Below are 25,659 nucleotides of genomic sequence, written 5' to 3' on the forward strand. Positions count from 1 at the left end.
TGTTTAGGCGGCGGGGGTGAAGGACGAGCGCAGGTCGGACGCGGCCTCGATGGCGTTCTCGGCCAGGACCCGCAGCTCGATCAGGATATCGTCCAGGGACGAGCTGGGCGACAGCTCGCCGAACAGCTCGTAATAGTCGCGGCCGTTCACGGCGCTGATGCCGAAGTTCGACAGCGGCACCAGCTTCTGGGCCTTGAGCAGGAACTCGTTGAAGGCGTGGCGGTCGGCCTGTTCGTCGACCGGCCACAGCAGCACCGAGGCGGCGATCTGCTGGTCGCTGACGCTGACGAAGATCTCCAGGTCGCCGTGATCGTGCATGGTCACCAGCAGGATCGGGTCGGCGCCCTCGACCACGCGGGCCGTCATGGCGTCACTGAAACCGTCGGAAAGCGCCGTCTTCAGCGAGCGAACAGTCCAGGCGGGGGTCGTCATCGGGCGGTGTCTCCTCGGGAGCGTGTCTTGCGGCGAACCGATCTTGGGGCCGTTTCATACTAGATGGGCCGGCGAACGCCAGTCGTCGAGAGCGCAACCTTACGTGCGCTCATGACAAGTTGGTAATCCCCTTCCCTCTTTTGTCGCCGGGATTGGCGTCGTACATGTGACGGGAGTTTCGCATCGGGTCGCTTCATGTTCGGTAAGCTCTTCGGCCGCAAGGACGCCGCGCCCGCCTCGGCCCTGCCGGCGATCCGCAACGTCACCCTGGGCCGCACGGTCTGGTTGGACACCCTGGCCTGGCGACGCCTGGGCGACGACCTGAAGTTCGCGCTCGACACCGACACGCTGGAAATCACCGCCCAGGGCCTGGTCGAGCTGCGCGAGGGCGGCTTCGTCCACCGGTTCTATACCGACGACAACATCATGTTCCAGGCGGTGTCCGACGACCGCGAGGGCCAGCGCGTCACCGACATCACGCTCTTCATCCCCTGGGACAGCGCCTATCCGGGCGGCCGGGCCGACGAGGAGGCCTGGGCCAAGCGGCTGCGGGCGCGCACCTTCACCGGCCCGGGCTTGCCGGAGTACCGGCGCGACTGGTTCGGTGACGAGGCCGAGAGCCAGGAACCGGTCAGCTTCTGGGAAGACGTCCACGACGACCGTGACGGCGTTCCGGACCGGCGGATCTTCCAGACCTGCATGCTGTTCTCCCGCGACTTGCCGGGCGACGGCCGCGAGCTTCTGCTGGCCATCCAGCAGGAAAACGAGAACGAGGACACGCGCCAGCGCGAGATGTCGTTCGAGATCATGGTCGGCGTCGCCTTGGGCGTCGGCGAATTCCGGGCCTAGGCCTTTTAGGGGGAAAGACATGAGCGATCTGCACGGATTTGGCGGCAACGCCCTGGCCTTCGTGGTGGCCTTCGTGGTGGCCGGCCTGTTCACCGTCGTCTTCAAGCTGATCTACCAGTGGGTGACGCCCTATAACGAGGCCAAGCTGATCCGCGAGGGGAACGTCGCCGCGGCCCTGGCCCTGGGCGGAGCGCTGGTCGGCTATGTGCTGCCCCTGGCCTCGGCGCTCAGCAACACCGTATCGCTGGTCGAGTTCTGCGCCTGGGCGGCCCTGGCGGGCGTGATCCAGATCGCCGCCTTCACCGTGGTGCGCATGGTGGCCATGAAGGACGTCTCCGCCCGGATCGAGAAGGGCGAGATCGCCGCCGGCCTCTATCTGATGAGCATCTCCCTGGCGGTGGGCCTGCTCAACGCCGCCTGCATGACGGCCTGAGGCGCGCCATGACCGATCAGACCTCCATCCCCCAGACCTCGCGCCCCCAGACCTCGCGGGCGAAACGCCGCCTGCGCTCCAGCAGCCTGGCCCTGACCGGCCTGATGGCCGGCACGGCGATCTCGGTCAGCGCCTGCGACGATCCCGGCACGGCCACCCAGTGGGGCGACCCGCCGGCCGCCTCCAGCGAGGTCGACGCCAAGACCTACGCCTCGCTGGCCGACTGCAAGAGCTCGGGCGACATGACCGCCGAGCAGTGCGACACCGCCTACGCCCAGGCCCAGAAGGACAGCGCCGCCAACGCCCCCAAGTTCGGCGACCAGCAGAGTTGCGAGGAGCGCTACGGCGTCGACCAGTGCGTGCCGCGCAACAACGGCGGCGGCGGCAGCTTCTTCACCCCGCTGCTGACCGGCTTCATCGTCGGCCAGGCGCTGAACAACCTGGGCGGCGGCGGCGGCCGCTACTACGGCGCGCCGATGTATCGCGACCGCGAAGGGACCTATTACGGCGGCTCGGGCTATCCGCTGTCGCGCGACTATGTCACCGGCCGCACCCGCGTGCGCACCGACAGCTTCAACGCCCCGGAAATGCGCGCCCCGGCCCGCGTCCAGAGCCGCAGCGCGGTGATCTCGCGCGGCGGCTTCGGCGGCGGTGGTCGCGGGTTCGGCGGCTAGATCCAGATCCCGCTCGTCCCGGCCAGTCCCGGACGAGCGGAACGGGGCGGCCGGCGCGTAAACCCCAGACTGTAAACCATTGTAAATTTGGCCGTCCTAACCGGGCGTAGGGGGCTTCCGCACGGTACGCTTGCCAACGCGGATGGTCGCCTTGATCCTTCTCGGACGGCGCCCCGCCGCCGCGCGCCCCGCTCCCCACCCCCACGGGGCGCGCGAGTTACCCTGGTTGCAAGTGAACGCATGAAAGTCGCCCTGCTCGACGACGACGACAGCCACAACGCGCTGGTCGCCGCCCTACTGGGGCCGGCGGGCTATGACTGCACCAGCTTCACCCGCCCCGAGCGCCTGCTGGCCGAGCTGCGCCGCCAGACCTTCGACCTGCTGATCCTGGACTGGAACATGCCCGAGCTCAGCGGCATCGAGACCCTGCGCCGGGTCGGCGAGCTGCTGAGCCCGTCGCCGCCGGTACTGCTGCTGACCAGCCGCTCGGTCGAGGCCGACCTGGTCGAGGGGCTGAACGCCGGGGCCGACGACTACATCGTCAAGCCGCTGCAGCCGCCCGTGCTGCTGGCCCGCGTCAACGCCTTGGCCCGGCGCGCCTATCGCCCGACCGCCGTGCCCCAGGTCGAGCAGCACGGCCCCTATCGCCTGGACCCCGGCGCCCAGACCGTCAGCTGGGGCGATACTGTCGAGACCCTGACGCCCAAGGAATTCCAGCTGGCGGCCCTGCTGTTCAACAACCTGGCCCGGCCGCTGTCGCGCGAATACCTGCTGCGCCGGGTCTGGGGCCAACGGCCCGACCTGGAGACCCGCACCCTGGACGCCCACGTCTCGCGCCTGAGATCGAAGCTTCACCTGCGCCCCGCGAACGGCTTTAGACTGACGACGGTCTATGGGTTCGGCTACCGCCTGGAAGTCTGCGAGCCCGAGGCTGACGCCGCGTCCGGAGCCGCTGAATGATTCTTCGACCTTCGCTGTTCGCCCTGGCCTCCGTCCTGGCCCTGGCGTCCGGCCCGGCCCTGTGCGCGCCGCGGGCCCCGGCGAAGCCCTCCAAGCCCGTGGCCAGCCCGGCCGACCCGCCGGTCCGCTATGTCGTGCGACGTGGCGACACCCTGTTCGACCTGGGCCGCGCCTATCTGCGCCAGGTCAACGACTATCGCCATGTGCAGCGCGCCAACCAGATCAGCCGGCCGCGCGTCATGCCGGTGGGCAAGACCCTGACCATCGACGCCGACCTGCTCAAGACCGTGCCGATCGACGCCCGGCTCAGCGCCTTCAGCGGCAGGGTCGAGATCGAGACCGACGGCCGTCGGGCCCCGGCCCAGACGGGCATGCCCCTTCGGGAAGGCCAGCGCGTGATCACCGGCCCCGGCGCCTTCGCGACGTTCGAGATGGAGGACGCCTCGCGCGTCACCCTGCCCTCCAACACCGCCATGCGCGTGGTGCGGCTGCGCAGCGTCGTGCTGACCAACGCCCCGCAGCGGGTGTTCAAGCTGGACGAAGGCCGCAGCGCCATCCAGGCGACACCCAACCCCAATCCCAACGCCCGCTTCGAGGTGCGCACCCCGGTGTCGATCTCGGCCGTGCGCGGCACCGAATTCCGGGTGGCGGCGTCGGAGGGTCGGGCCCGGACCGAGGTGCTGAAGGGCGCGGTCGGCGTGGGCCCTGGCGAAGCGCCCCCCGCCGGGCCGCCGGTCCCGGCCGGCTTCGGCGTCACTGTTACGCCGGGGATCGCCGGTGTCAGCGCCCCCGTCGCCCTGCTGCCCCCGCCCCGGCTGGACGAGGCCGGCCAGAACCAGACCGGCCGCACCGTGCGCTTCGCCGTCCAGCCCCAGGCCGGAGCCGCCGGCTACCGGCTGCTGCTGTCGCACGACGCCGGCTTCGTCGACCTGTTCGCCGAGGCGACCCAGGCTGACTCCACGGCCGACTTCGGTCCGCTGGAGGACGGCGTCTATTTCGTCCGCGTCACCGCCCTGGACCCCGCCGGCTTGGAGGGCGCGCCCGCCGACTACAGCTTCGACCGCGACCTGGACCTGCTGGAGCCGGGCGCTCCGCCGGTCGCCGAGGTCAGCGGCAAGCATCGCCGTTTCCTGTTCCGCTGGAGCGCGGCGGGCGGCGGCGTGCGCAGCTTCCGCTTCCAGCTGTTCGCCGGGACCGAACCGACCAAGCCGATCGTCGACCAGCCGGGCCTGGTCGCGCCGCAGCTGACCCTGACCGACCTGCCGCCGGGCCTCTACAGCTGGCGGATCAGCGCCACGCGGGTGAAGAACGGCATCGTCACCGAGAAGGTCGCGCCGCTGCAGTCGCTGAAGATCGGAAGCTAGGCCTTGGCCACCTTTCCCCCTGCGCCGCTCTCCCGCCTGGCGCCGCTTCGGCGGCTGAGGCCCGGACCGCCGCGATCCCCGCGCCGGCGGCTGGCGCGCTGGCTGATCGTCACCGTCCTCACCGGCCTGGCCCTGGCCGGCCTGACCGCCAGTTCGCTGACCACGCGGCTGGACAACATCCTCTACGATCGGCTGGTGCGCGCTTCGGAGCGGCCGGTCGATTCCTCGATCCTGATCGTCGGCGTCGACGAGCGCAGCCTGCGCGCCTTGGGCGCCTGGCCGTGGAACCGCGCGCGCCATGCCCAGATGATCGACCGGCTCAGCCAGGCCGGCGCCAAGGCGATCGTCTATGACGTGCTGTTCGGCCAGCCGTCCCAGGACCCCGCCGCCGACGACGCCCTGGCCGCCGCCGTCGCCCGCTCGGGCAAGGTCTACCTGCCGCAGTTCCTGGAGCCTTCGCCCCAGGAGGGCGCGCCGCCAACCCTGGTCGGGCCGATGCCGAGCATCGCCCAGGGCGCGGCGGCCGTCGGCCTGGTGCACGTGCGGTTCGACCGCGACGGCATGGTCCGCCGCATGGCGCCGTTCGAGGCCGACGGCTCGCGCCTGGCGCCCGACCTGATGACCGTGGTCCACCGCGCCACCAAGCCGTTCGACGCCCCCGACGCCACGCGCGGCGAGGCCCCGACCCTGCTGATCCCGTTCGCGGGCCCACCGGACCGCTATCGCCAGGTGGCCTTTTCCAGCGTCCTGGCCGGCGAGGTGCCGCGCGAGTTGATCGCTGGCCGGACGGTGTTCGTCGGCCTGACCGCGCCGGGCCTGGGTCCCGCCTTCCCCACCCCGGTCACCCCCGACGCCGCTAGCATGACCGGCGTGCAGCTGCAGGCCAGCGTGCTGGACGGCCTGCGCGGCGGGACGATGATCCGGCAGGCCGGCCTGGCCGCGCGGCTGGTCTTCGCCCTCAGCCTGCTGTGGCTGCTGCTGGCCGGGCTGCTGGTGCTGCCGCCCCGGGCCAGCCTGCTGCTGCTGGCGGTGCTGCTGGCCGCGGCCCTGGGGACCAGCGCGGCCCTGTTCTCCAGGGGCCACCTGTGGCTGTCGCCGGTGGCGGCGATCATCGGCATGGGCCTGGTCTCCCTGGTCTGGGGCTGGGGTCGGCTGGGACGGGTCAACGATCTGCTAGGCCATCAGCTCGACCGCCTGCGCGCGGTGGATCCGACCGGCGGGGTCCATGCCGACGCCGAATTCGAAAGCGACCTCGTCGCCCGCCAGGCGCTCAGCCTCGGCGCGGCCATCACCCGGATCGACGACCTGCGGCGGTTCTCGGCCGACGCCCTGTTCAGCCTGCCCGACGCCACCCTGGTGGCCGACGCCGAGCGGCGGGTGATCGCCGCCAACGCCGCGGCCCAGGCCTTGCTGGCCGATCGCCGCCCGGTGCTGGACGGCGGCGGCCTGGCCGACGTCCTCAACGCCCTGTCGCCCCTGGGCCGCACCTTTCCGGCCAGCTGGCCAGCCGAGGGCGACGGGGGCCATCCGATCGACCTGCACCTGGCCGACGGTCGCGCCTTCCAGATCCAGACCGTGTTCCGGCGCGACGAGGCGGGGGACGGCGCGGGCTGGATCGTGCGCCTGGCCGACATCACGCCCCTGACCGCCGCCATGCGCCAGCGCGAGCAGGCGCTGCAGCTGCTGACCCACGACATGCGCTCGCCGCAGACCTCGATCCTGGCCCTGCTGGCGACGACGCCCGGCCTGCCGCCCGAGCTGTCCGAGCGCCTGGCGGCCTATGCCCGGCGCACCCTGGCCCTGGCCGATGGCTTCGTGCAACTGGCCCGCGCCGAGGTCACCCAGACGGCGATGGAGCCGGTCGACCTGTGCGACGTGGCGGTCGAGGCGATCGACGAGCTGTGGCCCCAGTGCCGCCAGCGCCATATCGAGATCCGCCAGGAGGGTTGCAACGGGCCGATGATGGCCCTGGGCGACCGCGGCGTGCTGGCCCGCGCCCTGGTCAACCTGATCGGCAACGCGGTGAAGTACGGTCCGGACGGCTCGACCATCATGGTGCGCGCGGCCACGGTGCTGGACGGCGGCCGCACCTATGTCGACCTGTCGGTGGCCGACCAGGGACCGGGCCTGACCGTCGAGGAGGCGGCCCTGGCCTTCCGGCCGTTCCAGCGCTTCGACCGCCCGGGCGCCGAGGCCGCCGGCGGTGCGGGCCTGGGCCTGGCCTTCGTCCAGGCCGCCGCCACCCGGCACGGCGGTGGGGTCAGCTGCCGAAGCACGCCCGGCGGCGGCGCGACCTTCACGCTGCGGCTGCCGGAGATGCCGGCCTAGGCGGGCACGACCTTCAAGGCCGTGCGTGGCAGGAACGGAGCCGTGCATCCAAGATCCTCCCCCTGTGGGGGAGGTGTCGCCCAAAGGGCGACGGAGGGGGGAGTGATCGGCCGATGGCCGGATCCCGGATCGACGATCCCAAAACTCCCCCCACCGATCGCTCCGCGATCGCCTCCCCCACAGGGGGAGGACCATTGAAAAGGACACGCCCGGCGCGGGCGTGTCCCCTCCTCCCCTCCCCTAGGGCTTGACGAACTTGAGGACGAACTGGTCGGTCTTGCCGCGGATGGCGGGGTCGAAGACGCTGGCGGTGCGTGGGTCGGCGGGGTTGTGCAGCAGCGGGCTTTCCGCGGCCAGCTTGAAGCCGGCGGCCTCGACCTCGGACTTGACGGCCGCGATGTCGATCCGGTGCAGGGTGTCCGCAGCCGACAGGCCCGAGCCGTCGGCGGCGTAGTGGTCGACGACCAGGAACACCCCGCCCGGCTTCAGCGACTTGAACACCTCGGCATTGACCTTGGCGGCGGTGTCGGCCGGGAACGGCTTGAGGTGCAGGTCGTGGTAGTTCTGGACGGTGATCACCGCATCCAGGCCGTCGGGCAGGTCCAGGCCTGTCAAGCTACCATCCAGCGGGGTGACGTTCTTGTAGGCCGCCGCGACGGTCTTCAGGTCGTCGCCGTACTTGGCCTGGAACTTGATGAACTCGGCCGGCTGGTAGGCGTAGACCGTTCCCGTCGGGCCCACCGCCGCCGACAGGATGCGGGTGAAATAGCCGCCGCCGATGATGAAGTCCGCCACCTTGCCGCCCGGCTTGATGTCGGCCAGGGCCAGCAGTTCGGCCGGATGGCGCGCGGCGTCGCGGGCGGTGTCGGCGGTCGGCCGGGCTGGGTCGGCCAGGGCGGCCGTCAGGTTGGCCGGGACCTGGGCGAAGCCGGGCGCGGCGGACAGGCCGAGCGCCAGGGCGACCGCCCAGCCCGCCAGGCCGGGGACGGAGATCAAGGACCGCGACGTCATGGGCTTCCTCACCTTTGTTTCCCCTCGATAGCGCGTCGCATCGCCCGGGTGAACATCGGTATTCGAGATCCCCGCGCGTTTTCCGGGAGAAGCTGGGGATAGCTTGCGGGCGGCCCTTAGGTCTCGTCTTCCGATCCACACGATGTTGTCATCCCGGCCGTAGCCAAGCGTAGAGCCGGGATCCAGGTGAACCACACCGAATCTGCCCAGTCCCCTGGGTCCCGGACAGCCTCTGCGAAGCTTCCGGGATGACAACCGTTCAAGGTCGCCGGCCCGCGGACTACGCCGCCCCTTACGTCTGGGCCGGCTTCAGGGCCGCGACCAGGCGGTCGGCCAGGTCGATGGGATCGTCGCTCGACGCGCGGACCGTCGCCCAGGCCACGACCTTGCCGCTCGACAGGTCCAGCACCGCCAGGGCCGCCGTGCGGACCGGTCCACGGCGCGACCAGGGGCGCAGCCGGGTCGGGGCGCTGCGCCAGGGCGCGACCCCGACCTGCGGGCCGACGGCGGTGGAGATCCCGACCCCGGCCGGGGAGGTCCCGACCGTCACCTGCAACCGGTAGCGGGCCGGCATGGGCCCCGGCCGGACGGCGCCGACCTCGCCCATGCGACTGGCCGCCCGGGCCTGGATCGCCTGGACCAGGATGTGGTCGGGGTCGGCGGGCCCTGCGGCCTGCATCGCGACGGCTTGTCCCGCCAGCACGCCCAGATCGCCCTCGTGCGCCACCTGCGGGGGCGTCGCGCAGCCGCCCAGCAGCAGCCCCGCGACCAGGGTCATCGACAACATACGCATGGAAAACCCCCGACGGCCCTTGGCGGCCATCCTAGAGCAAGCCGTGCGATTTGGGAATCGCTCGGCTTGCTCTAGATTTTTGTTTTCGCATCGCTTTTGCGGAAAATCGGCATCCACTTTTCCGCGCGATGCTCTAGCCGTGGACCATCCGCCCGACCAGCCACGACAGCCCCCAGGCGATCACGCTCCACAGCACCAGGCTCAGCAGCGAGGCGACCAGCAGCAGGCGCGGGCGCCGAAAGGCGGGGTCCAGGCCGAGCCGGTCGGCCAGGGCGCGCAGGGCCAGTTCCATCGTCAACGGACCCCGGCGTTCGCCCGGCCGCGCATCATGCCGTAGGCGTGGTCGGTCAAGGCCCAGCGCTGGCTGTGCGGACCATAGGGCAGGTGCAGCAGGTTGGCGGCCCGCGGGTCGCTGGCGCCCAGGCAATAGGCCGCGAAGGCCTCGTCCAGTTCGCGCCGCATCGCCTCGGACGGCCGGTACACGCCCCGGCGCTTGGCGATATAGGCCACGACGAGGTCGCGATGGGCCGCGCCGCCCAGGTCCAGCAAGGCCTCGGCGATCTCGCCGACCAGCGGGTTGAGGATCGCGACCCCGCTCGCGACCCTCTCCAGGTTCCGCCTTCCGGCCTCCGACCAAGCCATCGATCCGACCCCCGACAATTGCGGGACGGATTTAAAGGCCATGGACCGTCAATCCACCAGAGGGCGAACTCCGGTTTTTACAATGCGTTACATTGACCTGACGTCCCGGAAAGGGCGCGCCGGCTTGTCAGTGCGTCTCGTAGGCGGCCTTGCCGCCGCTGATCGCGAAGGCCTCCTCCGGCGACAGCACCAGCTTCTTGCGCCCGAACAGGGCGAAATAGGCGATGCCGACCGCGAACCAGATCGCCACCCCGATCACCCCGGTGCGATAGATCGGGTCCTTCAGCTGGTAGAAGATCGTCACCAGCGAGATGGCCACCGTCAGCACCGCCCCGGTCAGGCCAAAGCGGCTCCTGTAGGGGCGCTCCAGGTTGGGGAACTTGCGGCGCAGCAGGATGAACGACAGGCCCTGGGCCAGGTAGGACAGCATGGCCCCGAACACCGCCATGTTCAGCAGCGTGCCGCCGATCACCGCCGCGCCCTTCTCGGCCCCGAGGATGAACCACACCGCCAGCATCACCGCCAGGCCGGCCACAGCCCCGGTGATCAGGGCCACGTCCGGGGTCTTGCGCACCCCGTGGGTCACCGACAGGGCGCGGGGGAAGTAGCCGGCGCGCGACAGCGAATAGATCTGCCGGCCATAGGCGAAGATCACCGCATGGAAGCTGGCGACCAGGCCGGCCACCGCCACCGCCGCCAGCACCTTGGCCAGGCCGCCGCCATAGATGGTGCGGAAGCCTTCCAGGATCGGCTCGCCCGACTTGGCCAGGGCGAAGGTGCCCGGCGAAATGGCGCTGTTGAGCCACAGCACCAGCAGGGCCGAGACGATCAGGGTCGAGATGCCCAGGATGATGCCCTTGGGCAGGTCGCGGGCCGGGGTGTGCGACTCCTCGGCCGCCAGCGGCAGTTGCTCGATGGCCAGGAACAGCCAGACCGCGAACGGCAGCTGGGCCAGGGCCCCGCCGATGCCGGCCGGCAGGAACGGCCCGTGGCCGTCCTTCAGCTCGGCCCCGCCCGGGCCGACGTTCATGGCGTATTTGAAGAAGTCGGCGTGCGGCAGGGCGCTGACCCAGAACACCGCCAGACAGGCCAGGGCCAGCAGGGTGATGAACACCGTGAACTTGAACGACATCGCCACCCCGCCGGCGTTCAGCCCGACGAAGACGGCGTAGGCTCCGATCCAGTAGAGCGGCTGCACCCAGGCCGGCGTCTCGAAGATGCCGCCCAGATAGCTGCCGATGAAGAAGCAGACCACCGCGGCGGTCAGCACATATTCGACATTCTCGCACAGGCCGGTGATGAAGCCGCCCCACGGCCCCATGGCGGCGCGGGCGAAGCTGTAGGCGCCGCCGGTGTGCGGCTGGGCCGCGGCCATCTCGGCGATCGAGAAGGTCAGGCCCAGGTACATGACGGTGATGATCAGGGTGGCGACCAGCATGCCGCCCCAGCCGCCGGTCCCCATGCCCAGGTTCCAGCCCGAGAACTGGCCGGCGATCACCGCCCCCACCCCCAGGGCCCACAGCGAGAACACCCCCGCATAGCGCTTGAGTCCGCGCTTGTCGAAATAGGCGTCGTCGACCTTCTCGTAGCTGACGCCGCCGCCGGCGGTTTCCTCGCTCATGACCGTCCCCTTCTCGCCACTGTCCCGAGTCACGCTTGCGCGGTTCACCGGCGACGACGAGCCTTCGTGATCACGAATTTCGTCTTTGATCGATCGGCGTTCACTATTTCGGCGCCGCCTGGCGTGGTCGGGGCCGATTGAGACCGCGCCTGCCAAGGGAAACGGCATGATCGTCCTCGACCGTCTCGATCACCTGGTGCTGACCGTCGCCGACCTGGACCGGACCATTGCCTTCTATCGCGACGTCCTGGGCATGCGGCTCGAGACGTTCGGCCAGGGGCGCAAGGCGCTGACGTTCGGCGACCAGAAGATCAACCTGCACCAGGCCGGACACGAATTCGAGCCCAAGGCCCTGCGGCCGACACGCGGTTCGGCGGACCTGTGCTTCCTCGCCGCGACGCCGCTGGAGCAGGTGGCGGCCCATGTCGAAGCGCTGGGCGTGGCGATCGAGGAAGGCCCGGTGCGGCGCACCGGCGCGACAGGCCCGATCCTGTCGATCTATGTGCGCGACCCGGATGGCAACCTGGTGGAAATCGCCAATCCGGCCACGGACTGACCTCGGGCCAGGCCGCCTTGGCCCTCGATGTCCGGGCCGGCGGGTCCGGTTGACGATCGCTCAACCTGTCTCTATATTTCTGTCATGACAGAAATTGCAGACAATACGAAGCGCCTCCCCGCCGCGGTCGAGCAGTTCGTCCTGCGCTGGGGCGACATGGGCGGGCAGTGGGGCGTCAACCGCTCCGTCGCCCAGATCCACGCCCTGCTCTACCTGGCCGACCGGCCGATGACCGCCGAGGACATCGCCGAGAGCCTGGGCATGGCTCGCTCCAACGTCTCCAACAGCATCCGCGAGCTGATCGGCTGGAAGCTGATCCGCCGCGTGCCCCAGCTGGGCGACCGGCGCGACCACTACGAGGCCGAAGCCGATCTGTGGCAGATGCTGACCCGCATCGCCCAGGGCCGAAAGGAACGCGAGATCGACCCGATGGTCGAGGCGCTGGGCCCGGTCCTGGCGGCGGCCGAGAACGACCCTACCCTCAGTAAGGTCGCCCGCAAGCGCCTGAGCGAGATGCATAGCTTCGTCACCACGATCGACAGCTGGTACGGCCAGATGCTGAGCGTGCCGCCCAGCACCCTGATGTCGCTGATCAAGATGGGCTCGAAGGTGGTCGGCCTGCTGGGCATGGGTCGCGGCAAGCCGGACAGGACGACCTAAAAAATTTCGCCGGTAATTTCTCTTTGGACAGAAATAACAGGCAAGACCGGAAGAGGAAGTTGGTCATGAACAGGATCGCAGAAGCCCGCCCGGCGCCGGACCAAGACCTTCCACCGCCCGCGCCCGCCGACCTGCGCGACCTGCGCTTCCGCGCCCTGCTGGGCGAGGCCGGCTGGAACCGCCTGCCCCAGGCCGTGCGCGACCGGTTCAGCAAGCGCTTGGGCCCCGGCATGGCTGTGACCTATGTCGGCGAGATCACCGAGAGCCGCCGGAATGGGGCCGGCCGCGTCTTGGCCCAGCTGTGCCGCCTGATCGGAGCGCCCCTGCCCCTCCATGACGACCTGGGCGTCGCCGCGGTCGTGACGGTCACCGAGGACGGCCCGGCCGGCGGCCAGTTCTGGACCCGGATGTACAACCGGGCCCACGGCTTCCCGCAGGTGATCCACAGCAGCAAGCGCTTCGCCGGCCCCACGGGCCTGGAGGAATATCTGGGCTGGGGCTTCGGCATCGCGTTGGCGGTCAGCGCCGACGAGACCGCGCTGCACTTCCACAGCCACGGCTACTTCCTGGCGCTGGGCCCGGCGCGGCTGGGGCTGCGCCTGCGCCTGCCGGCCTGGCTGGCTCCGGGCGCCCTGACCATCAGCCACGTCGACCAGGGCGACGGCGGCTTCGCCTTCGTGCTCGACCTGCGCCACCCGCTGCTGGGCCAGATGCTTCGCCAGGTCGGGATGTTCCGCGAGCGGCCGGCCTATCTCCAGGAGACCCGCCGATGACCGATCTGATCTGGACCCTGGTGTTCATCCAGGTGGCGATGGGCGGGTTCGACACCCTCTACCACCACGAACTGACCGAGCGCCTGGCCTGGCGGCCGTCCCAGGCCCGCGAGCTGCGGCTGCACGGCGTGCGCAACCTGGCCTATGCGGCGATGTTCCTGCTGCTGGGCTGGAGCCGGCCGCAAGGCGCGCTGGCGATCGCCCTGATCGCCCTGATGCTGGGCGAGCTGGTCCTGACCCTGTGGGACTTCGTTGAGGAGGACCGCACCCGCAAGCTGCCGGCCAGCGAACGGATCACCCACACCCTGCTGACCCTGAACTACGGCGTGTTCCTGGCGCTGGTCCTGCCGGTCCTGGCCGGCTGGGCGACGCGTCCGACCGCGCTGGTCCCCGCCGCCTATGGCGCCTGGAGCGGTCTGTGCGCCCTAGCCGCCCTGGCGGTGGTGCTGTTCGGCCTGCGCGACCTGGCCGCCGCGGCGCGGGCCGGGCGGATCGTGGCGAGCGATCCCGTTCCGCTGGTCGCGGCCCTGCCGTCCGGACAGTCGGTCTTGGTCACCGGCGCCACGGGCCTGATCGGCCGGCGCCTGGTTGCGGCCCTGGTCGGCGCCGGACACGAGGTCACCGCCCTGACCCGCGACAGCGCCACCGCCGCCGGCCTGCCGGCCCCGATCCGCATCGTCACCGACCTGGACCAGATCACCGACGACGCGCGGATCGACGCCATCGTCAACCTCGCCGGCGAGCCGATCTCCGATGGCTTGTGGACGCCCGCCAAGCGCCGGCGGATCGTCGGCTCGCGCTTGGCGGTGACCCGGGCCGTGGTCGCCCTGATCGCCCGATTGGACCGCCGGCCAGCCGTGCTGGTCAACGGCTCGGCGATCGGCTGGTACGGCCTGCGCGGCGACGAGGTGCTGGACGAGACCGCCGACGGGCTCGACTGCTTCTCGCGCACGGTCTGCCGGCGCTGGGAGCGCGCGGCCCAGCAAGCCGAGGACCTGGGCGTACGCGTGGTGCGCCTGCGCATCGGCCTGGTCCTGGCCCTCGACGGCGGGGCCCTGTCGCGCATGCTGACGCCGTTCGAGTTCGGCCTGGGCGGACCGTTCGGGGCGGGACGCCACTGGATGAGCTGGATCCACCTGGACGACCTGGTGCGCCTGATCGCCCACGCCATCGCCACGCCGGGCCTGGCGGGACCGCTCAACGGCACGGCGCCGGAGCCGGTGCGCAACGCCGCCTTCGCCCGCGCGCTCGGCCGCGCCCTGAACCGCCCGGCCCTGCTGCCGGCCCCGGCCGCGCCCCTGCGGCTGGCCCTGGGCGCCTTCGCCGACGAGCTGCTGCTGAAGGGCCAGCGAGTCACGCCCGCCGCCGCGCTGGCCAGTGGCTTCCGGTTCGTCCACCCCGCGCTGGACGGGGCGCTGGACGATCTCGTCGGCAACCGGACACGGCGCCCTAAGCTGGAGGCTTCCCAACGCGGCGCGCTTGCCTCAGCCTGAGCGCTTCGACCGGCCCGACGAAGGCGCGGCGCAAGGAGGAGCCGGCGCGATGGCGGACGAGACCGACCTGGGAACGTTCGACTATGTGGTGGTGGGCGCCGGCTCGGCCGGGTGCGTGCTGGCCAACCGCCTGTCGGCTGATCCCTCGGTCAGGGTGCTGTTGCTGGAGGCCGGTGGCCGCGACGACTGGATCTGGTTCCACATTCCCGTCGGCTACCTGTTCGCCATCGGCCATCCCCGCGCCGACTGGTTGTTCGAGACCATCGCCCAGCCCGGCCTCGACGGCCGGGCCCTGGCCTATCCGCGCGGCAAGGTGATCGGCGGCTCCTCGTCGATCAACGCCATGATCTACATGCGCGGCCAGGCCCAGGACTATGACGCTTGGCGACAGAACGGGCTGGTGGGCTGGGGATGGGCCGACGTCCTGCCGTTCTTCCTGCGCCACGAGGACCACATCGCGCCGCGCGGCGAACATCACCGGTCGGGCGGCGAATACCGGGTGGAGCATCCCCGGGTGCGCTGGGAGATCCTGGACGCCATCCGCGAGGCCGGGCGGCAGGCGGGCGTTCCCATGGTCGAGGATTTCAACGGCGGCGACAATTCCGGCTCGTCCTATTTCCAGGTCAACCAGCGGGCGGGCCGGCGGTGGAGCACCGCCTCGGCCTTCCTGAAACCCGTGCTGGCGCGGGGCAATCTGCGGCTGGAGACCGGGGTCGAGGTCCAGCGGATGGAGCTGGACGGACGACGGGTGACGGGTCTGCGCGCCGTGCGCGGCGGCCAGGTCCTGACCGCCCGGGTGGCCGGCGAACTGATCCTGGCCGCAGGCGCGATCGGCTCGCCGCTGATCCTGCAGCGGTCGGGGATCGGCGATCCGGAACGCCTGGCGCGCGCCGGCGTCGCCGTGCGGCATGCCCTGCCTGGGGTCGGCGCCAACCTGCAGGACCACCTGCAGATCCGGCCGGTCTACAAGGTCTCCGGCGTGCGCACCCTCAACACCGACTACGCCAACCTGGCCCGGCGCCTGGCCATGGGCGTCGACTACGCGCTGCGCCGGTCTGGCCCGCTGACCATGGCGCCGTCGCAGCTGGGGATGTTCTGCCGCTCGGACCCCGGCCGGGCCACGCCGAACCTGCAGTTCCACTTCCAGCCGCTGAGCCTGGACCGCTGGGGCGAGGGCCTGCACCGGTTCGGCGCCTTCACCGCCAGCGTCTGCAACCTGCGCCCCACCAGCCGGGGTAGCGTCGGCCTGTCGGGGCCGGGTCTGGCCGACCCGCCCCGGATCGATCCCAACTACCTGACCACCGAGGAGGACCGCGACGTCGCCGTCGCCTCGCTGCGCTGGGCGCGCCGGATCGCCGGCCAGCCCGCTTTGGCCCGCTACGCGCCCCAGGAGTTCCGGCCCGGGGCGGCGATCGAGACCGACGAGGACCTGCTGGCGGCGGCCAAGGCCCTGGCCACCACGATCTTCCACCCGGTCGGCACGGCGGCCATGGGGACGGCCGACAAGCCGCTGGCGGTGGTGGACGAGCGCCTGAGGGTGCGCGGCCTGCGGGGCCTGCGCGTGGTGGACGCCTCGGTGATGCCGGCCATCACCTCCGGCAACACCAACGCCCCTACCGTGATGATCGCCGAGAAGGGCGCGGCGATGATCCTGGAGGATCGGCGGTGATAGGGGCAGAGGGTCGGAAACGGGAACAGAGTGAAGTCGGCATAGGCCCCATCGGACCTTACGGTGGACTGGACTCGCGGGCTTGCGTATCTGCTGAAGGAGGGACGAGGCAACCATGCAGGACGCGGTCACACGGCTGGTTACGACCACGCCGCAGCTTACAGACAGCCTTGATCAAGCCTCTCTTGAAGTGGCGGAGGGCTTGTTGGACCGACTCGTCTCGCCCCTTTCAGAGGAAGAGGTATGGGCGCTTTTGTCAGTCTTGCCGGCAAATGGCGACACCGCTTTCGGACTGAATTGGACAATTCTCCATTCAATCGAGGCCGCCCCCAGCTGGCCGATCTGGGCCGCTCTCAACGACCAATCTCATGGGTGGGTTGCAATACTTCTGATACGGCTCAACAACGCCGGGATGGCAGCGCCAACAGGCTAAGTCGAGCGCCCGCTTGCGATCCTAGTCGAAAGTTGACCCCTCTCCCATAGGGAGAGGGAGGGGCCCGCTGTGCAGCAGCGGGAGGGTGAGGGGTTATGAGGTTTGACGGCGTGCCGGCACTCCGTCTGGCCCCGTAGCCCCTCACCCCGACCCTCTCCCCATGGGAGAGGGAGCAGGTCCCGACGTCCGCCCCCCTGCCAACGATCGCCATATCCGGATCGGCGTCGACGTCAGGCGAACGATGGAACGGCTCGGCGGCTTGCCGAACCGTCCGGGACGAGGGTCGCCGGGGCGATTACCCCGCCAGGGCCGCCTTGATAGCGGCCAGGCCATCCTGGGCCTTGGTGGCGTCCGGGGCGCCGCCCTGGGCGAAGTCGGGCTTGCCGCCGGCGCCCTGGCCGCCCATGGCGATCACGGCGGCCTTGGCCAGGTCGGCGGCGCTGAACTTGGCCGTAAGGTCGGCGGTGACGGCGACGGTGACGGCGGCCTTGCCGTCGGTCGTGCCGACCAGGGCCACGACGCCCGAGCTCAGCTGCTTCTTGAACTCCTCGGCCACGCCGCGCAGCTCCTTGCCGCCGACGCCGTCCAGGACGCGGGCGATCAGGGCCGTGCCCGCGACGTCTTCAGGACCCGCCGCGCCGCCGCCCGAGCCGCCGCCCAGGGCCAGCTGCTTCTTGGCCTCGGCCAGCTGCTTTTCCAGGGCCTTGCGCTCGGCGACCAGGGCGTCGACGCGGGCCAGGACCTCGGCGACCGGGGTCTTGAACTGGTCGGCCAGGGCCTTGGCGACGCCGGCCTGGTCCAGCAGGAAGCGGCGGGCCGCCTCGCCGGTCAGGGCCTCGATACGGCGCACGCCGGCCGCCACGCCCTGCTCGGAAACGATCTTGAACAGGGCGATGTCGCCGGTGCGGGCCACGTGGGTGCCGCCGCACAGCTCGACCGAATAGGCCTTGCCGGCCTCGGTCAGGGACTCGCCCAGGGTCAGCACCCGGACGCTGTCGCCGTACTTCTCGCCGAACAACGCCACGGCGCCGGCCTCAATGGCCTCCTGCGGCGCCATCTCCTGGGTCTGGGCCGGGACGTTCTGGCGGATCACCGCGTTGACCTCGGCCTCGATGCGCTCGATCTCGTCGGCGCTCAGCGGGCCGCCATGGCTGAAGTCGAAGCGCATGCGGTCGCCGTCGACCATCTGGCCCTTCTGGGCGACGTGAGGGCCCAGCACGTGGTGCAGGGCGGCGTGCACCAGGTGGGCGGCCGAGTGGTTGGCGCGGGTGGTGGTGCGCTTGGCCGCGTCCACCGAGGCCACGACGGGGTCGCCGACCTTCAGCGGGCCGGCCAGCTCGACGCGATGGACGTGCAGGTCGCCGGCCTGCTTCTGGGTGTCGACCACGCGGCTTTCGACGCCGCCGGCCTCGATCACCCCGGTGTCGCCGGCCTGGCCGCCGCTCTCGGCGTAGAAGCTGGTGCGGTCCAGCAGGACGTCGACCGTGGCTCCGGCCGGGGCGGCTTCGACGGGCGCGCCGTCCAGCACGATGGCCTTGACGGTCCCGGTGGTCTCCGTGGTGTCGTAGCCGACGAAGCTGGTCGGGCCGTTGGCCTCGCGGATCGGGAACCAGGCGGCCGCCGCGCCCTGCTGGCCCGAGCCGGCCCAGTTGGCGCGGGCCATGGTGCGCTGGCGATCCATGGCCACGTCGAAGCCGTCGGTGTCGACCGTGATGCCCTTGGCGCGCACGGCGTCCTGGGTCAGGTCCAGCGGGAAGCCGTAGGTGTCGTAGAGCTTGAAGGCGGTCTCGCCGTCCAGCACGCCGCCGGCGGCCAGGTTGGCGGTGGCTTCGTCGAGAAGGCCCATGCCGCGGCCGAGGGTGACGCGGAAGCGCTCCTCCTCCTGGCGCAGAGTCTCGACGATCGAGGCCTCGGCGCGGCGCAGCTCGGGATAGGCCGCGCCCATCTCGGCCACCAGGGTCGGGGCCAGGCGGTGCATCAGGGGCTCATTGGCGCCCAGCAGATAGGCGTGGCGCATGGCCCGGCGCATGATCCGGCGCAGGACGTAGCCGCGGCCTTCGTTCGAGGGGGTGACGCCGTCGGCCAGCAGGAACGAGGACGAGCGCAGGTGGTCGGCGATCACCCGGTGCGACGGGGCCTGGTCGCCCTGCGCCTTGACGCCGGTCAGTTCGACGCTGGCGGCGATCAGGGCCTTGAACAGGTCGATGTCGTAGTTGTCGTGCACGCCCTGCAGGACGGCGGCGACGCGCTCCAGGCCCATGCCGGTGTCGATCGACGGCTTGGGCAGCGAGACGCGCTCGCCGCCGGCCATCTGCTCGAACTGCATGAACACCAGGTTCCAGATCTCGATGAACCGGTCGCCGTCTTCATCGGGACTGCCGGGCGGGCCGCCGGCGATATGGGGGCCGTGATCGAAGAAGATTTCCGAGCACGGGCCGCAGGGGCCGGTGTCGCCCATCGACCAGAAATTGTCGTTGGTCGGGATGCGGATGATGCGGCCGTCGTCCAGCCCCGCGATCTTCTTCCAGAGATCGGCGGCCTCGTCGTCGGTGTGGTAGACGGTGACCAGCAGCTTGTCCTTGGGCAGGGCGAAGTCGCGGGTCAGCAGGGTCCAGGCGTGGGTGATCGCCTGTTCCTTGAAGTAGTCGCCGAACGAGAAATTGCCCAGCATCTCGAAGAAGGTGTGGTGGCGGGCGGTGTAGCCGACATTGTCCAGGTCGTTGTGCTTGCCGCCGGCCCGGACGCACTTCTGCGACGAGGTCGCGCGCGGATGCGGCGGGGTCTCGGCGCCCGTGAACACGTTCTTGAACGGCACCATGCCGGCGTTGACGAACAGCAGGGTCGGATCGTTCTGCGGCACCAGCGGCGCCGACGGGACGATGGCGTGATCGGCCGCGCCGAAATAGTTCAGGAAGGTGCTGCGGATCTCGTTGAGGCTGGGCAGGCTGGTCATCGGCGTCTCGGGTGTTCGTACTGGGTCCGGTCGAACCGGAAGTCGGGGCTGCATAGCGCGGTTTCAAGCGATGTGGAAATCGCCTTGGTGGTCACCGGGCGCGGAAGCGTGTTGGAGGCGCGCCAGGGCCTGCCTCCGTGGAGGACGCGGTCGCGATGCGGCGAAGTCGGCGATGTCCACGCAGGTCTTGGTCCCGCAAAGCGTCGCCGCCAGCGCCACAAACAGGATCGAGGCCAGATCATGCCGCGCATTGATGCCGCGCGGATCAGCCCCGTGGGGGTGGCCCGCGTAGCGCGTCGGGTGGGGGATCGGTGCAGGGCGTTTCCGCGAGTTTGTTCGCTGTGTCAGCAAACCCCATCCGACCCTGGCGCTGCCAGGGCCCCCATAAAGACCCATAAAGAGGAGGGAAAACGCTTTCCTTTTACTTCCCCGCCTTGGTCTTGGCGATGTAGCTGTCAATCACGCGGTCAAGCACGGTCAGCGGGGTCATGCCCGCCAGCAGGCCGGCGTCGTGGAACTGGCGGATGTCGAACGCCTTGCCCAGCGCCTTCTTGGCGCGCTCACGGGCCCGAAGCCAGGTGATCTTGCCGATCATGTAGCTGCAGGCCTGGCCCGGCCAGACCACATAGCGTTCAATCTCGGTGATCGTGCCGCTTTCCTCGTCGCCCATGGTCTCGGCCATGTACTTGACGGCCTGCTCGCGGGTCCACTTCTTGTAGTGCATGCCGCTGTCGACCACCAGGCGGACGGCCCGGAACAGGGCGTCGTGCAGCATGCCGATGTGGCCCCGCGGATCGTCCTTGTAGATGCCCATCTCGACGGCCAGCTCTTCGGAATAGAGCGCCCAGCCCTCGGCGTAGCCCGAATTGCCGATCGTCTTGCGCAGCAGGGGCAGGCCCTGGGCTTCGTTCGACAGCGACAGCTGCAGGTGGTGGCCGGGAACGCCTTCGTGCACCGTCAGGGTGGTCAGGGTGTACTTGGCCTGCTCCTTGGTGTCGCGCAGATTGATCCAGTAGATCCCCGGGCGCTTGCCATCCAGCGAGGGCGAGTTGTAGTAGCCGCCCGGCGCGCCGGCCTCGATGGCCTTGGGCACGCGGCGGATCTCCAGCGAAGCCTTGGGCAGGGCGCCGAAATAGGCCGGCAGCTGCTTCTGGATCCAGGCCGCCTTGACGTTCAGGTCCTTGATCAGCTGTTCCTTGGCCGCGTCGGTGTTGTCGTAGATGTCCTTGCCCAGCTCGGCCATCCGCTCGCCGACCGTGCCCTTGGACATGCCGATGCTCTTGAACAGCTTGTCGGCCTGGACCGAGATCGACTTCACCAGGTCCAGGCCCAGCTGGTGGATCTCGTCGGGGGTCAGGGTCGAGGTCGTGTAGTTTTTCAGCGACACGGCGTAGTAGTCGCCGCCGTCCTTCAGGCGCCAGACGCCGGCGTCGTGGGTGGCCTTGGGGCGGACGCTCTCCAGCAGGGCGATCTGGCGTTTCAGGGCGGGCAGCACCGAGTTCTCGTAGATCTTGCTCGCCTCGCCGGCCCAGTCGCCGGGGATGTTCTTGTCCTTGGTCCGGCGGGCCACCGACAGCACCAGCGGCGCCTCGGCGGTGGGCGTGCCGGCGAAGGCCTTCATCTGGACCAGGGCCTTGTCGATCACGAAGTCCGGCGGGATCACGCCGTCGGCGTAGTCGCGGGCGGCGATGGCGGCTTCCTGGTCCATCAGCCGGGCGAAGGCCTCCATCCGCGACAGATAGGCGTCGGCGTCGGCCTTGGTCTCGATCGAATGCTGGGTGTCGAGAAAGTCGGGATAGGACTGGTAAGAACCGGTCAGCTGGCTGAGCACGTAGGGCGCGCCCGAACCGCCGCCGGCGTAGGTGAACTTGCTGTTGCCCTCGTCCTGCACGGCCAGGGTGAATTCGACCGTGTCGTAGTTGACCACGTCCATGCCGGTCAGCTGCTTGCGGTCGATGGCGCGCAGGTCGGCCAGTTGCTGCTTGGTCTGGGCGATCCCGGCGGCGATGGCGGCGAACGAGCGGTCGCCCAGCTGCGACTTGGTCCAGGCCAGGTCGCCGACGTCCAGGCCCAGGCCCGTGGCCGTCTCGGGCGACTGGCGCAGCTGCTTGGCCATGATGGCGTCGAACAGGGCGTTGAGCTTGGCGCTCTCGCCGGAGGCCGGCGCGGCCTGAGCCAGGGCGAGGCCTGGGGTCGCGGCCGCCAGGCCGACGGCGACGGTGGACAGCAGCATCTGACGGCGGTTTTGCAAGGCGGGGCCCCTTCCCTGGATCTTCGGACGCCAAGGGGTAGAGGGCCTTTTCCCCCTGGGCAACGGCGCTGGCATTAATTTCCCGTCATCTTGCGGCGGAGCGCACGTTTCGTGCGGCCGAGAACCGCGTCTAGCTCAAGGTCACGAACAGCTCGTTCTCGATCACCCACTGGCCGGTGACCTTGCGCCAGGTCGCCAGATAGGACCCGCTGGTGTCGGCCGCGCCGCGCGTCGTCCCGACCCAGGTCCCGTGCTCGGCGGCGCGCTGGCCAGCGGCGTCCAGCTCGATCCGGTCGGTGGTGCGAACATAGGCGACGAAGGCCGGGTCGGCGAACTGGCTGGCGAAGGCCTCCAGGACGTCGCGCGCGCCCAGGATCAGCGAGCCGTCGCCGACGATCACCTTGACGTCCGGCGCGAAGAACGGCGCCAGGCGGCGGGCGTCCTTGCCGGCGATCAGCCTGTTGGTCAGCTTGCGGCGGGCGGCGATGGCGTCTTGCGGCGCGGTCATGCGGTCTTTCCGGGTCTGGCGGGCGACGCCAGCCCGTATAGGCTGGCCGTGCAAAGCCGAACAGGACCTCGATGATTCCGTCCGCGACCCCGCCGACCCTGACCACCGCCCGCCTCACGCTCAGCCCGCCCCAGGCGTCTGACTTCGAGGACAGCGCCGCCATGTGGAGCGACCCGATGGTCACCCGCCACATCGGCGGCCGCACCTCGACGCCCGAGGAGAGCTGGCAGCGCCTGCTGCGGGCCCGGGGGCTGTGGGCGGTGCTGGGCTACGGCTACTGGGCGGCGCGCGAGACCGCCAGCGGCCGCTATGTCGGCGAGCTCGGCTTCGCCGACTTCCGCCGCGGCCTTCAGCCCTCGATCGACGGCGTCCCGGAAATGGGCTGGGCCCTGGCCAGCTGGGCCCACGGCAAGGGCTTCGCCAGCGAGGCCATCGTGGGCGCCCTATCCTGGGCCCGCGAGCAATGGGGCGACGCGCCGGTGGTCTGCATCATCGACCCCGACAATGCTCCGTCCCTGAAGCTGGCCTGGAAGATGGGTTTCCTGGAGGTGGCGCGCACCACCTATCGCGACGCGCCAACGGTGCTGCTGCGGCGAGGGTGAGACGGCGCGGCGGACCGCTCCCTCTGGCTCGACCAGGTTCCGAACCCGATGCAGGCGAGGATGCCGTAGCTCCAGAGCGCCATGCTCAGCCGGAAGGTGTTGATCGCCAGCCGGAAATCGATCGCGGTGGCGACGTGGGAGGCCACGATGAGGGTCATGAAGGCCGCCGCGACCACCGTCCAGATCCGTCGGGACCGCAGCGAAACCCAGACGAAATAGACCAGGGTCGCGCTGTCGACGCAGAACATCGCCAAGCCTGTGTCCCGGGTGCTGGCGTTGTTGACGGCCAGGGAGGTCACCCAGGACGCCAGGAACGCGCAACCCATCCTTCGCGCGGTCTGGTCGCCGTACTTCAAGGCCAAGCCCGCGGTTCCCACGGCCAGGCCGAGAGAGACTATGGTGTGAAGTTGCAAGCTGCCCCCGACGGCGACACGAATCCCGACGGCAACTTGCCTCAAGCGCCGGATCACCGACAGCAACCGAAGGTGCGGTCGGCCGCCCGCTCCCGTTTCGCGCCAGTCAGGCCGCCTGCAGCTGCTGCTTCACTCGCTCGGCCAGGGTCTTGATGTCGATCGGTTTGGGCAGGAAGGTCACGCCCGTCTCGCCTTCCAGCAGGTCGCTGAACTCGGCCTCGGCATAGCCGCTGATGAACATCACCGGCGCGTTGCCCAGATAGGCGCGGGCCTTCTTCAGCAGGGTCGGGCCGTCGATGCCCGGCATGATCACGTCGCTGATCAACAGGTCGATGGTGCCGGCGTGCTCCTCGGCGATGATCAGGGCCTCCTCGCCGTCGCTGGCCTCCAGCACCTCGTAGCCCCTGGCTCGAAGGAGGCGGGCGGCGACGCCGCGCACGGCGTCCTCGTCCTCGACGAACAGGATGCGGCCGGCGCCCGACAGGTCGCGGGGCGGGCGCGGCTTGGCCGGTTCGGCGACCGCCAGGGCGGCCGCGGCGGCGGCCTGTTGGGCCGGGGTGGCTTCATAGACGGGCAGGAAGATCCGGAAGGCCGCGCCCTCGCCCGGACGGCTGTGGACGTGGATCCAGCCGTCGCTCTGCTTGACGATGCCGTAGACCGTGGCCAGCCCCAGGCCCGTGCCCTCGCCCACCGGCTTGGTGGTGAAGAACGGATCGAAGATCTTGCCCATCACCTCGGGCGGGATGCCGGGGCCGTCGTCGCTGACCTCGATGAAGGCCTGGTCGCCCTCGGCGCCGGGGAAACCGAGCGACTGGGCTTCGTCCTGGGACAGACGGGCAGTGCGGATGCGCACGACGCCGCCGCCCTTGGCCGCCCGCACCGCGTCGCGGGCGTTGACGGCCAGGTTCATGACGGCGGTCTCGAGCTGGCTCTTGTCGGCCCGCACCTGCGGCAGGTCGCGGCCGTAGTCGGTGATCAGCTTGACGTCCTCGCGCAGCAGGCGGCGCAGCAGGACCTCGAACTCGCTGATCAGCTCGCCCAGCTCCAGCACCTCGCGCTGCACGGTCTGCTTGCGGCTGAAGGCCAGCAGCTTGCGGACCAGGTCGGCGGCGCGCACGCCGGTCTGGCGGATCTCGTTGAGGCCTTCGTAGGACGGATCGCCGACCGGGTGGCGGTGCAGCAGCTCGTCCAGGCGCAGCTGGATGGCGGTCAGCAGGTTGTTGAAGTCGTGGGCCACGCCGCCGGCCAACTGGCCGATGGCCTGCATCTTCTGGGCCTGGGCGAGTTGCAGCTCCATCTGCTTCTGCTCGGAGACATCGATCAGATAGGCCACCAGCCGGCCTTCGGCGCGGTAGAGATAGAGGTGGGCGATGCGGGTCGGGTCGCGGGCCAGGCGGACCTCGAACGGGCCGCTCTTGCCCTCGGCCAGGCGGGTCTCGGCCTCGGCGCGGGACGGCGGGTCGATCAGGGCGCCGAACAGCGTGCCCGACGGCACGGCGCCGGTCATGGCGGCCAGGGCCGGATTGGCCTCGAGGACGCGCGAGTTGAACGGGTCCAGCCCCTCCAGCAGGGCCGCGCCGAACGGCGAGGCGCCGGAGAAGGCGTCCAGCGTGCGTGGGGCGGGGGCGGACTGGGCGACCACCGGGGCGGGCGCGGCGGTCGGGACGTAGACCTCCTTCTCGACCACGGCCGGCAGGCGGACCAGCAGGCGGTCGCCGCGCAGGCGGGCGGCCTCGGCGCGGCGCTCCTGGCCGGCGATGATCAGCGTCCCCTCGGCGCGCTGGCCGTCGCGGGCCTTGACCAGGGCGGCGAACAGGCGAGCCCCGGCCGCGCCCCGGGGCAGGCGGCGGGCGTCGCCCACGGCCTGGACCCAGGCGGCGTTGGCGGCCAGCAGCCGGCCGTCGGCGGCGGTGACGGCCGCCGGTTCGGGCAGGGCCTCGACGAAGGCCTCGGCGCCCTCGGGATCAGGATCGCCGACCGCGGTCGAGGCGCGGATGGCCACCAGGCCCAGGATCGCCACGCCAGCAACGCCGCCCAGCAGCAGCAGGCCCGCCAGGGTGGCGGGACCGGCCCGCAGGGCGGGAGCGGCGGCGAACACGGCGGCCAGGACCAGGAACACCGCCGCGCCCCAGATCAGCAGGTCGGGGCGACGCTTTGCCTCGCCGGAAAGGTCTTTCATGGGCGTCTCGGTCATGGTCGACCGAAATCCTTCTGCAGCCTTGCGGGCATCCAGCCCATCGA

General features: G+C 70.4%; 23 protein-coding genes and 1 pseudogene. 12 read left to right on the forward strand and 12 right to left on the reverse strand.

Going from position 1 to position 25,659, the window contains the following annotated elements:
• Positions 1-3: 3 nt before the first annotated feature.
• A complete protein-coding gene (locus J2X41_RS19495; protein WP_310084588.1) occupies positions 4-432 on the reverse strand; it encodes a YjfI family protein in 429 nt (142 codons plus the stop codon).
• 195 nt (positions 433-627) lie between these two features.
• Between J2X41_RS19495 and J2X41_RS19500 the strand changes: the two genes are divergently transcribed.
• The 6 genes from J2X41_RS19500 (at position 628) to J2X41_RS19525 (ending at position 7,040) form a co-directional block, all read left to right on the forward strand.
• Positions 628-1,281: a DUF2491 family protein gene (locus tag J2X41_RS19500; RefSeq protein WP_310084590.1), complete on the forward strand. Its 654-nt coding sequence runs from the start codon at positions 628-630 to the stop codon at positions 1,279-1,281.
• 19 nt (positions 1,282-1,300) lie between these two features.
• Positions 1,301-1,714 (forward strand): DUF350 domain-containing protein, encoded by a 414-nt coding sequence (locus J2X41_RS19505; protein ID WP_310084593.1) that lies wholly within the window; start codon positions 1,301-1,303, stop codon positions 1,712-1,714.
• A gap of 8 nt (positions 1,715-1,722) precedes the next feature.
• Positions 1,723-2,388 (forward strand): DUF1190 domain-containing protein, encoded by a 666-nt coding sequence (locus tag J2X41_RS19510; protein WP_310084597.1) that lies wholly within the window; start codon positions 1,723-1,725, stop codon positions 2,386-2,388.
• 240 nt (positions 2,389-2,628) lie between these two features.
• Positions 2,629-3,348, forward strand: coding sequence for a response regulator transcription factor (locus J2X41_RS19515; protein WP_310084599.1), 720 nt, complete (start codon positions 2,629-2,631; stop codon positions 3,346-3,348).
• The gene (locus tag J2X41_RS19520; protein ID WP_310084602.1) at positions 3,345-4,712 is read left to right on the forward strand and encodes a FecR domain-containing protein; all 1,368 of its coding nucleotides are present in this window, start codon (positions 3,345-3,347) and stop codon (positions 4,710-4,712) included. The genes J2X41_RS19515 and J2X41_RS19520 overlap by 4 nt, the downstream gene beginning before the upstream one ends.
• Positions 4,713-4,715: 3 nt before the next feature.
• Positions 4,716-7,040, forward strand: coding sequence for a CHASE2 domain-containing protein (locus J2X41_RS19525; RefSeq protein ID WP_310084604.1), 2,325 nt, complete (start codon positions 4,716-4,718; stop codon positions 7,038-7,040).
• A 240-nt stretch (positions 7,041-7,280) separates the two neighbouring features.
• On the opposite strand, the gene J2X41_RS19530 is transcribed toward J2X41_RS19525, so the two are convergent.
• The 5 genes from J2X41_RS19530 to J2X41_RS19550 all read right to left on the reverse strand — a co-directional run bounded on the left by J2X41_RS19530 (position 7,281) and on the right by J2X41_RS19550 (position 11,107).
• Positions 7,281-8,051 (reverse strand): class I SAM-dependent methyltransferase, encoded by a 771-nt coding sequence (locus J2X41_RS19530; protein ID WP_310084606.1) that lies wholly within the window; start codon positions 8,049-8,051, stop codon positions 7,281-7,283.
• A 292-nt stretch (positions 8,052-8,343) separates the two neighbouring features.
• Positions 8,344-8,844 (reverse strand): hypothetical protein, encoded by a 501-nt coding sequence (locus J2X41_RS19535; protein WP_310084609.1) that lies wholly within the window; start codon positions 8,842-8,844, stop codon positions 8,344-8,346.
• Positions 8,845-8,977: 133 nt separating this feature from the next.
• Positions 8,978-9,136 (reverse strand): hypothetical protein, encoded by a 159-nt coding sequence (locus J2X41_RS19540; protein ID WP_310084612.1) that lies wholly within the window; start codon positions 9,134-9,136, stop codon positions 8,978-8,980.
• Positions 9,137-9,138: 2 nt separating this feature from the next.
• The gene (locus J2X41_RS19545; RefSeq protein ID WP_310084613.1) at positions 9,139-9,528 is read right to left on the reverse strand and encodes a hypothetical protein; all 390 of its coding nucleotides are present in this window, start codon (positions 9,526-9,528) and stop codon (positions 9,139-9,141) included.
• 85 nt (positions 9,529-9,613) lie between these two features.
• Positions 9,614-11,107: an amino acid permease gene (locus tag J2X41_RS19550; protein WP_310084615.1), complete on the reverse strand. Its 1,494-nt coding sequence runs from the start codon at positions 11,105-11,107 to the stop codon at positions 9,614-9,616.
• A 166-nt stretch (positions 11,108-11,273) separates the two neighbouring features.
• On the opposite strand from J2X41_RS19550, the gene J2X41_RS19555 reads away from it, so the two are divergent.
• The 5 genes from J2X41_RS19555 to J2X41_RS19575 all read left to right on the forward strand — a co-directional run bounded on the left by J2X41_RS19555 (position 11,274) and on the right by J2X41_RS19575 (position 16,258).
• Positions 11,274-11,663 carry a VOC family protein gene (locus J2X41_RS19555; protein WP_310084618.1) on the forward strand — a complete coding sequence of 130 codons (390 nt, stop codon included), beginning with the start codon at positions 11,274-11,276 and terminating at the stop codon, positions 11,661-11,663.
• Between the two features lie 84 nt (positions 11,664-11,747).
• A complete protein-coding gene (locus J2X41_RS19560) occupies positions 11,748-12,323 on the forward strand; it encodes a MarR family transcriptional regulator (protein WP_310084621.1) in 576 nt (191 codons plus the stop codon).
• Positions 12,324-12,388: 65 nt separating this feature from the next.
• Complete coding sequence (locus tag J2X41_RS19565) at positions 12,389-13,096, forward strand: DUF4166 domain-containing protein (RefSeq protein ID WP_310084624.1); 708 nt, start codon at positions 12,389-12,391, stop codon at positions 13,094-13,096.
• On the forward strand, positions 13,093-14,589 hold the full coding sequence (locus tag J2X41_RS19570; protein WP_310084628.1) for a TIGR01777 family oxidoreductase: 1,497 nt from the start codon (positions 13,093-13,095) through the stop codon (positions 14,587-14,589). Before J2X41_RS19565 ends, J2X41_RS19570 begins: the two co-directional genes overlap by 4 nt.
• 49 nt (positions 14,590-14,638) lie before the next feature.
• A complete protein-coding gene (locus tag J2X41_RS19575) occupies positions 14,639-16,258 on the forward strand; it encodes a GMC family oxidoreductase N-terminal domain-containing protein (protein ID WP_310084632.1) in 1,620 nt (539 codons plus the stop codon).
• Positions 16,259-16,986: 728 nt separating this feature from the next.
• Here the strand turns inward: J2X41_RS19575 and alaS are convergent.
• The 4 genes and pseudogenes from alaS to J2X41_RS19600 form a co-directional block, all read right to left on the reverse strand.
• Positions 16,987-19,635 carry an alanine--tRNA ligase gene (gene alaS / locus J2X41_RS19585; protein ID WP_310084721.1) on the reverse strand — a complete coding sequence of 883 codons (2,649 nt, stop codon included), beginning with the start codon at positions 19,633-19,635 and terminating at the stop codon, positions 16,987-16,989.
• Positions 19,636-19,803: 168 nt separating this feature from the next.
• Positions 19,804-19,953: pseudogene (locus J2X41_RS25355) on the reverse strand (transposase family protein); the annotation flags it as partial.
• A gap of 112 nt (positions 19,954-20,065) precedes the next feature.
• Entirely contained in the window at positions 20,066-21,895 is a 1,830-nt protein-coding gene (locus J2X41_RS19595) for a DUF885 family protein (protein WP_310084638.1), read from the reverse strand.
• A gap of 130 nt (positions 21,896-22,025) precedes the next feature.
• The gene (locus tag J2X41_RS19600; protein ID WP_310084641.1) at positions 22,026-22,403 is read right to left on the reverse strand and encodes a nuclear transport factor 2 family protein; all 378 of its coding nucleotides are present in this window, start codon (positions 22,401-22,403) and stop codon (positions 22,026-22,028) included.
• Between the two features lie 71 nt (positions 22,404-22,474).
• Here J2X41_RS19600 and J2X41_RS19605 point away from each other — a divergent pair, with 71 nt between their 5' ends.
• The gene (locus J2X41_RS19605; RefSeq protein ID WP_310084644.1) at positions 22,475-23,005 is read left to right on the forward strand and encodes a GNAT family N-acetyltransferase; all 531 of its coding nucleotides are present in this window, start codon (positions 22,475-22,477) and stop codon (positions 23,003-23,005) included.
• Here the strand turns inward: J2X41_RS19605 and J2X41_RS19610 are convergent.
• Together J2X41_RS19610 and cckA are read right to left on the reverse strand one after the other, a co-directional pair.
• The gene (locus J2X41_RS19610; RefSeq protein ID WP_310084646.1) at positions 22,966-23,361 is read right to left on the reverse strand and encodes a hypothetical protein; all 396 of its coding nucleotides are present in this window, start codon (positions 23,359-23,361) and stop codon (positions 22,966-22,968) included. The genes J2X41_RS19605 and J2X41_RS19610 overlap by 40 nt on opposite strands.
• Before the next feature lie 163 nt (positions 23,362-23,524).
• On the reverse strand, positions 23,525-25,612 hold the full coding sequence (gene cckA, locus J2X41_RS19615) for a cell cycle histidine kinase CckA (RefSeq protein ID WP_310084649.1): 2,088 nt from the start codon (positions 25,610-25,612) through the stop codon (positions 23,525-23,527).
• Positions 25,613-25,659 lie beyond the last annotated feature (47 nt).

The sequence above is a fragment of the Caulobacter sp. BE254 genome, from assembly GCF_031457295.1.
In the GTDB taxonomy this organism is placed as follows: domain Bacteria; phylum Pseudomonadota; class Alphaproteobacteria; order Caulobacterales; family Caulobacteraceae; genus Caulobacter.

Coding starts and splice junctions, on each gene's coding strand:
- J2X41_RS19495 (WP_310084588.1), bottom strand. CDS start 432: ATGACGACCCCCGCCTGGACTGTTCGCTCGCTGAAGACGGCGCTTTCC.
- J2X41_RS19500 (WP_310084590.1), top strand. CDS start 628: ATGTTCGGTAAGCTCTTCGGCCGCAAGGACGCCGCGCCCGCCTCGGCC.
- J2X41_RS19505 (WP_310084593.1), top strand. CDS start 1,301: ATGAGCGATCTGCACGGATTTGGCGGCAACGCCCTGGCCTTCGTGGTG.
- J2X41_RS19510 (WP_310084597.1), top strand. CDS start 1,723: ATGACCGATCAGACCTCCATCCCCCAGACCTCGCGCCCCCAGACCTCG.
- J2X41_RS19515 (WP_310084599.1), top strand. CDS start 2,629: ATGAAAGTCGCCCTGCTCGACGACGACGACAGCCACAACGCGCTGGTC.
- J2X41_RS19520 (WP_310084602.1), top strand. CDS start 3,345: ATGATTCTTCGACCTTCGCTGTTCGCCCTGGCCTCCGTCCTGGCCCTG.
- J2X41_RS19530 (WP_310084606.1), bottom strand. CDS start 8,051: ATGACGTCGCGGTCCTTGATCTCCGTCCCCGGCCTGGCGGGCTGGGCG.
- J2X41_RS19535 (WP_310084609.1), bottom strand. CDS start 8,844: ATGCGTATGTTGTCGATGACCCTGGTCGCGGGGCTGCTGCTGGGCGGC.
- J2X41_RS19540 (WP_310084612.1), bottom strand. CDS start 9,136: ATGGAACTGGCCCTGCGCGCCCTGGCCGACCGGCTCGGCCTGGACCCC.
- J2X41_RS19545 (WP_310084613.1), bottom strand. CDS start 9,528: ATGGCCTTTAAATCCGTCCCGCAATTGTCGGGGGTCGGATCGATGGCT.
- J2X41_RS19550 (WP_310084615.1), bottom strand. CDS start 11,107: ATGAGCGAGGAAACCGCCGGCGGCGGCGTCAGCTACGAGAAGGTCGAC.
- J2X41_RS19555 (WP_310084618.1), top strand. CDS start 11,274: ATGATCGTCCTCGACCGTCTCGATCACCTGGTGCTGACCGTCGCCGAC.
- J2X41_RS19560 (WP_310084621.1), top strand. CDS start 11,748: ATGACAGAAATTGCAGACAATACGAAGCGCCTCCCCGCCGCGGTCGAG.
- J2X41_RS19565 (WP_310084624.1), top strand. CDS start 12,389: ATGAACAGGATCGCAGAAGCCCGCCCGGCGCCGGACCAAGACCTTCCA.
- J2X41_RS19570 (WP_310084628.1), top strand. CDS start 13,093: ATGACCGATCTGATCTGGACCCTGGTGTTCATCCAGGTGGCGATGGGC.
- J2X41_RS19575 (WP_310084632.1), top strand. CDS start 14,639: ATGGCGGACGAGACCGACCTGGGAACGTTCGACTATGTGGTGGTGGGC.
- J2X41_RS19600 (WP_310084641.1), bottom strand. CDS start 22,403: ATGACCGCGCCGCAAGACGCCATCGCCGCCCGCCGCAAGCTGACCAAC.
- J2X41_RS19605 (WP_310084644.1), top strand. CDS start 22,475: ATGATTCCGTCCGCGACCCCGCCGACCCTGACCACCGCCCGCCTCACG.
- cckA (WP_310084649.1), bottom strand. CDS start 25,612: ATGACCGAGACGCCCATGAAAGACCTTTCCGGCGAGGCAAAGCGTCGC.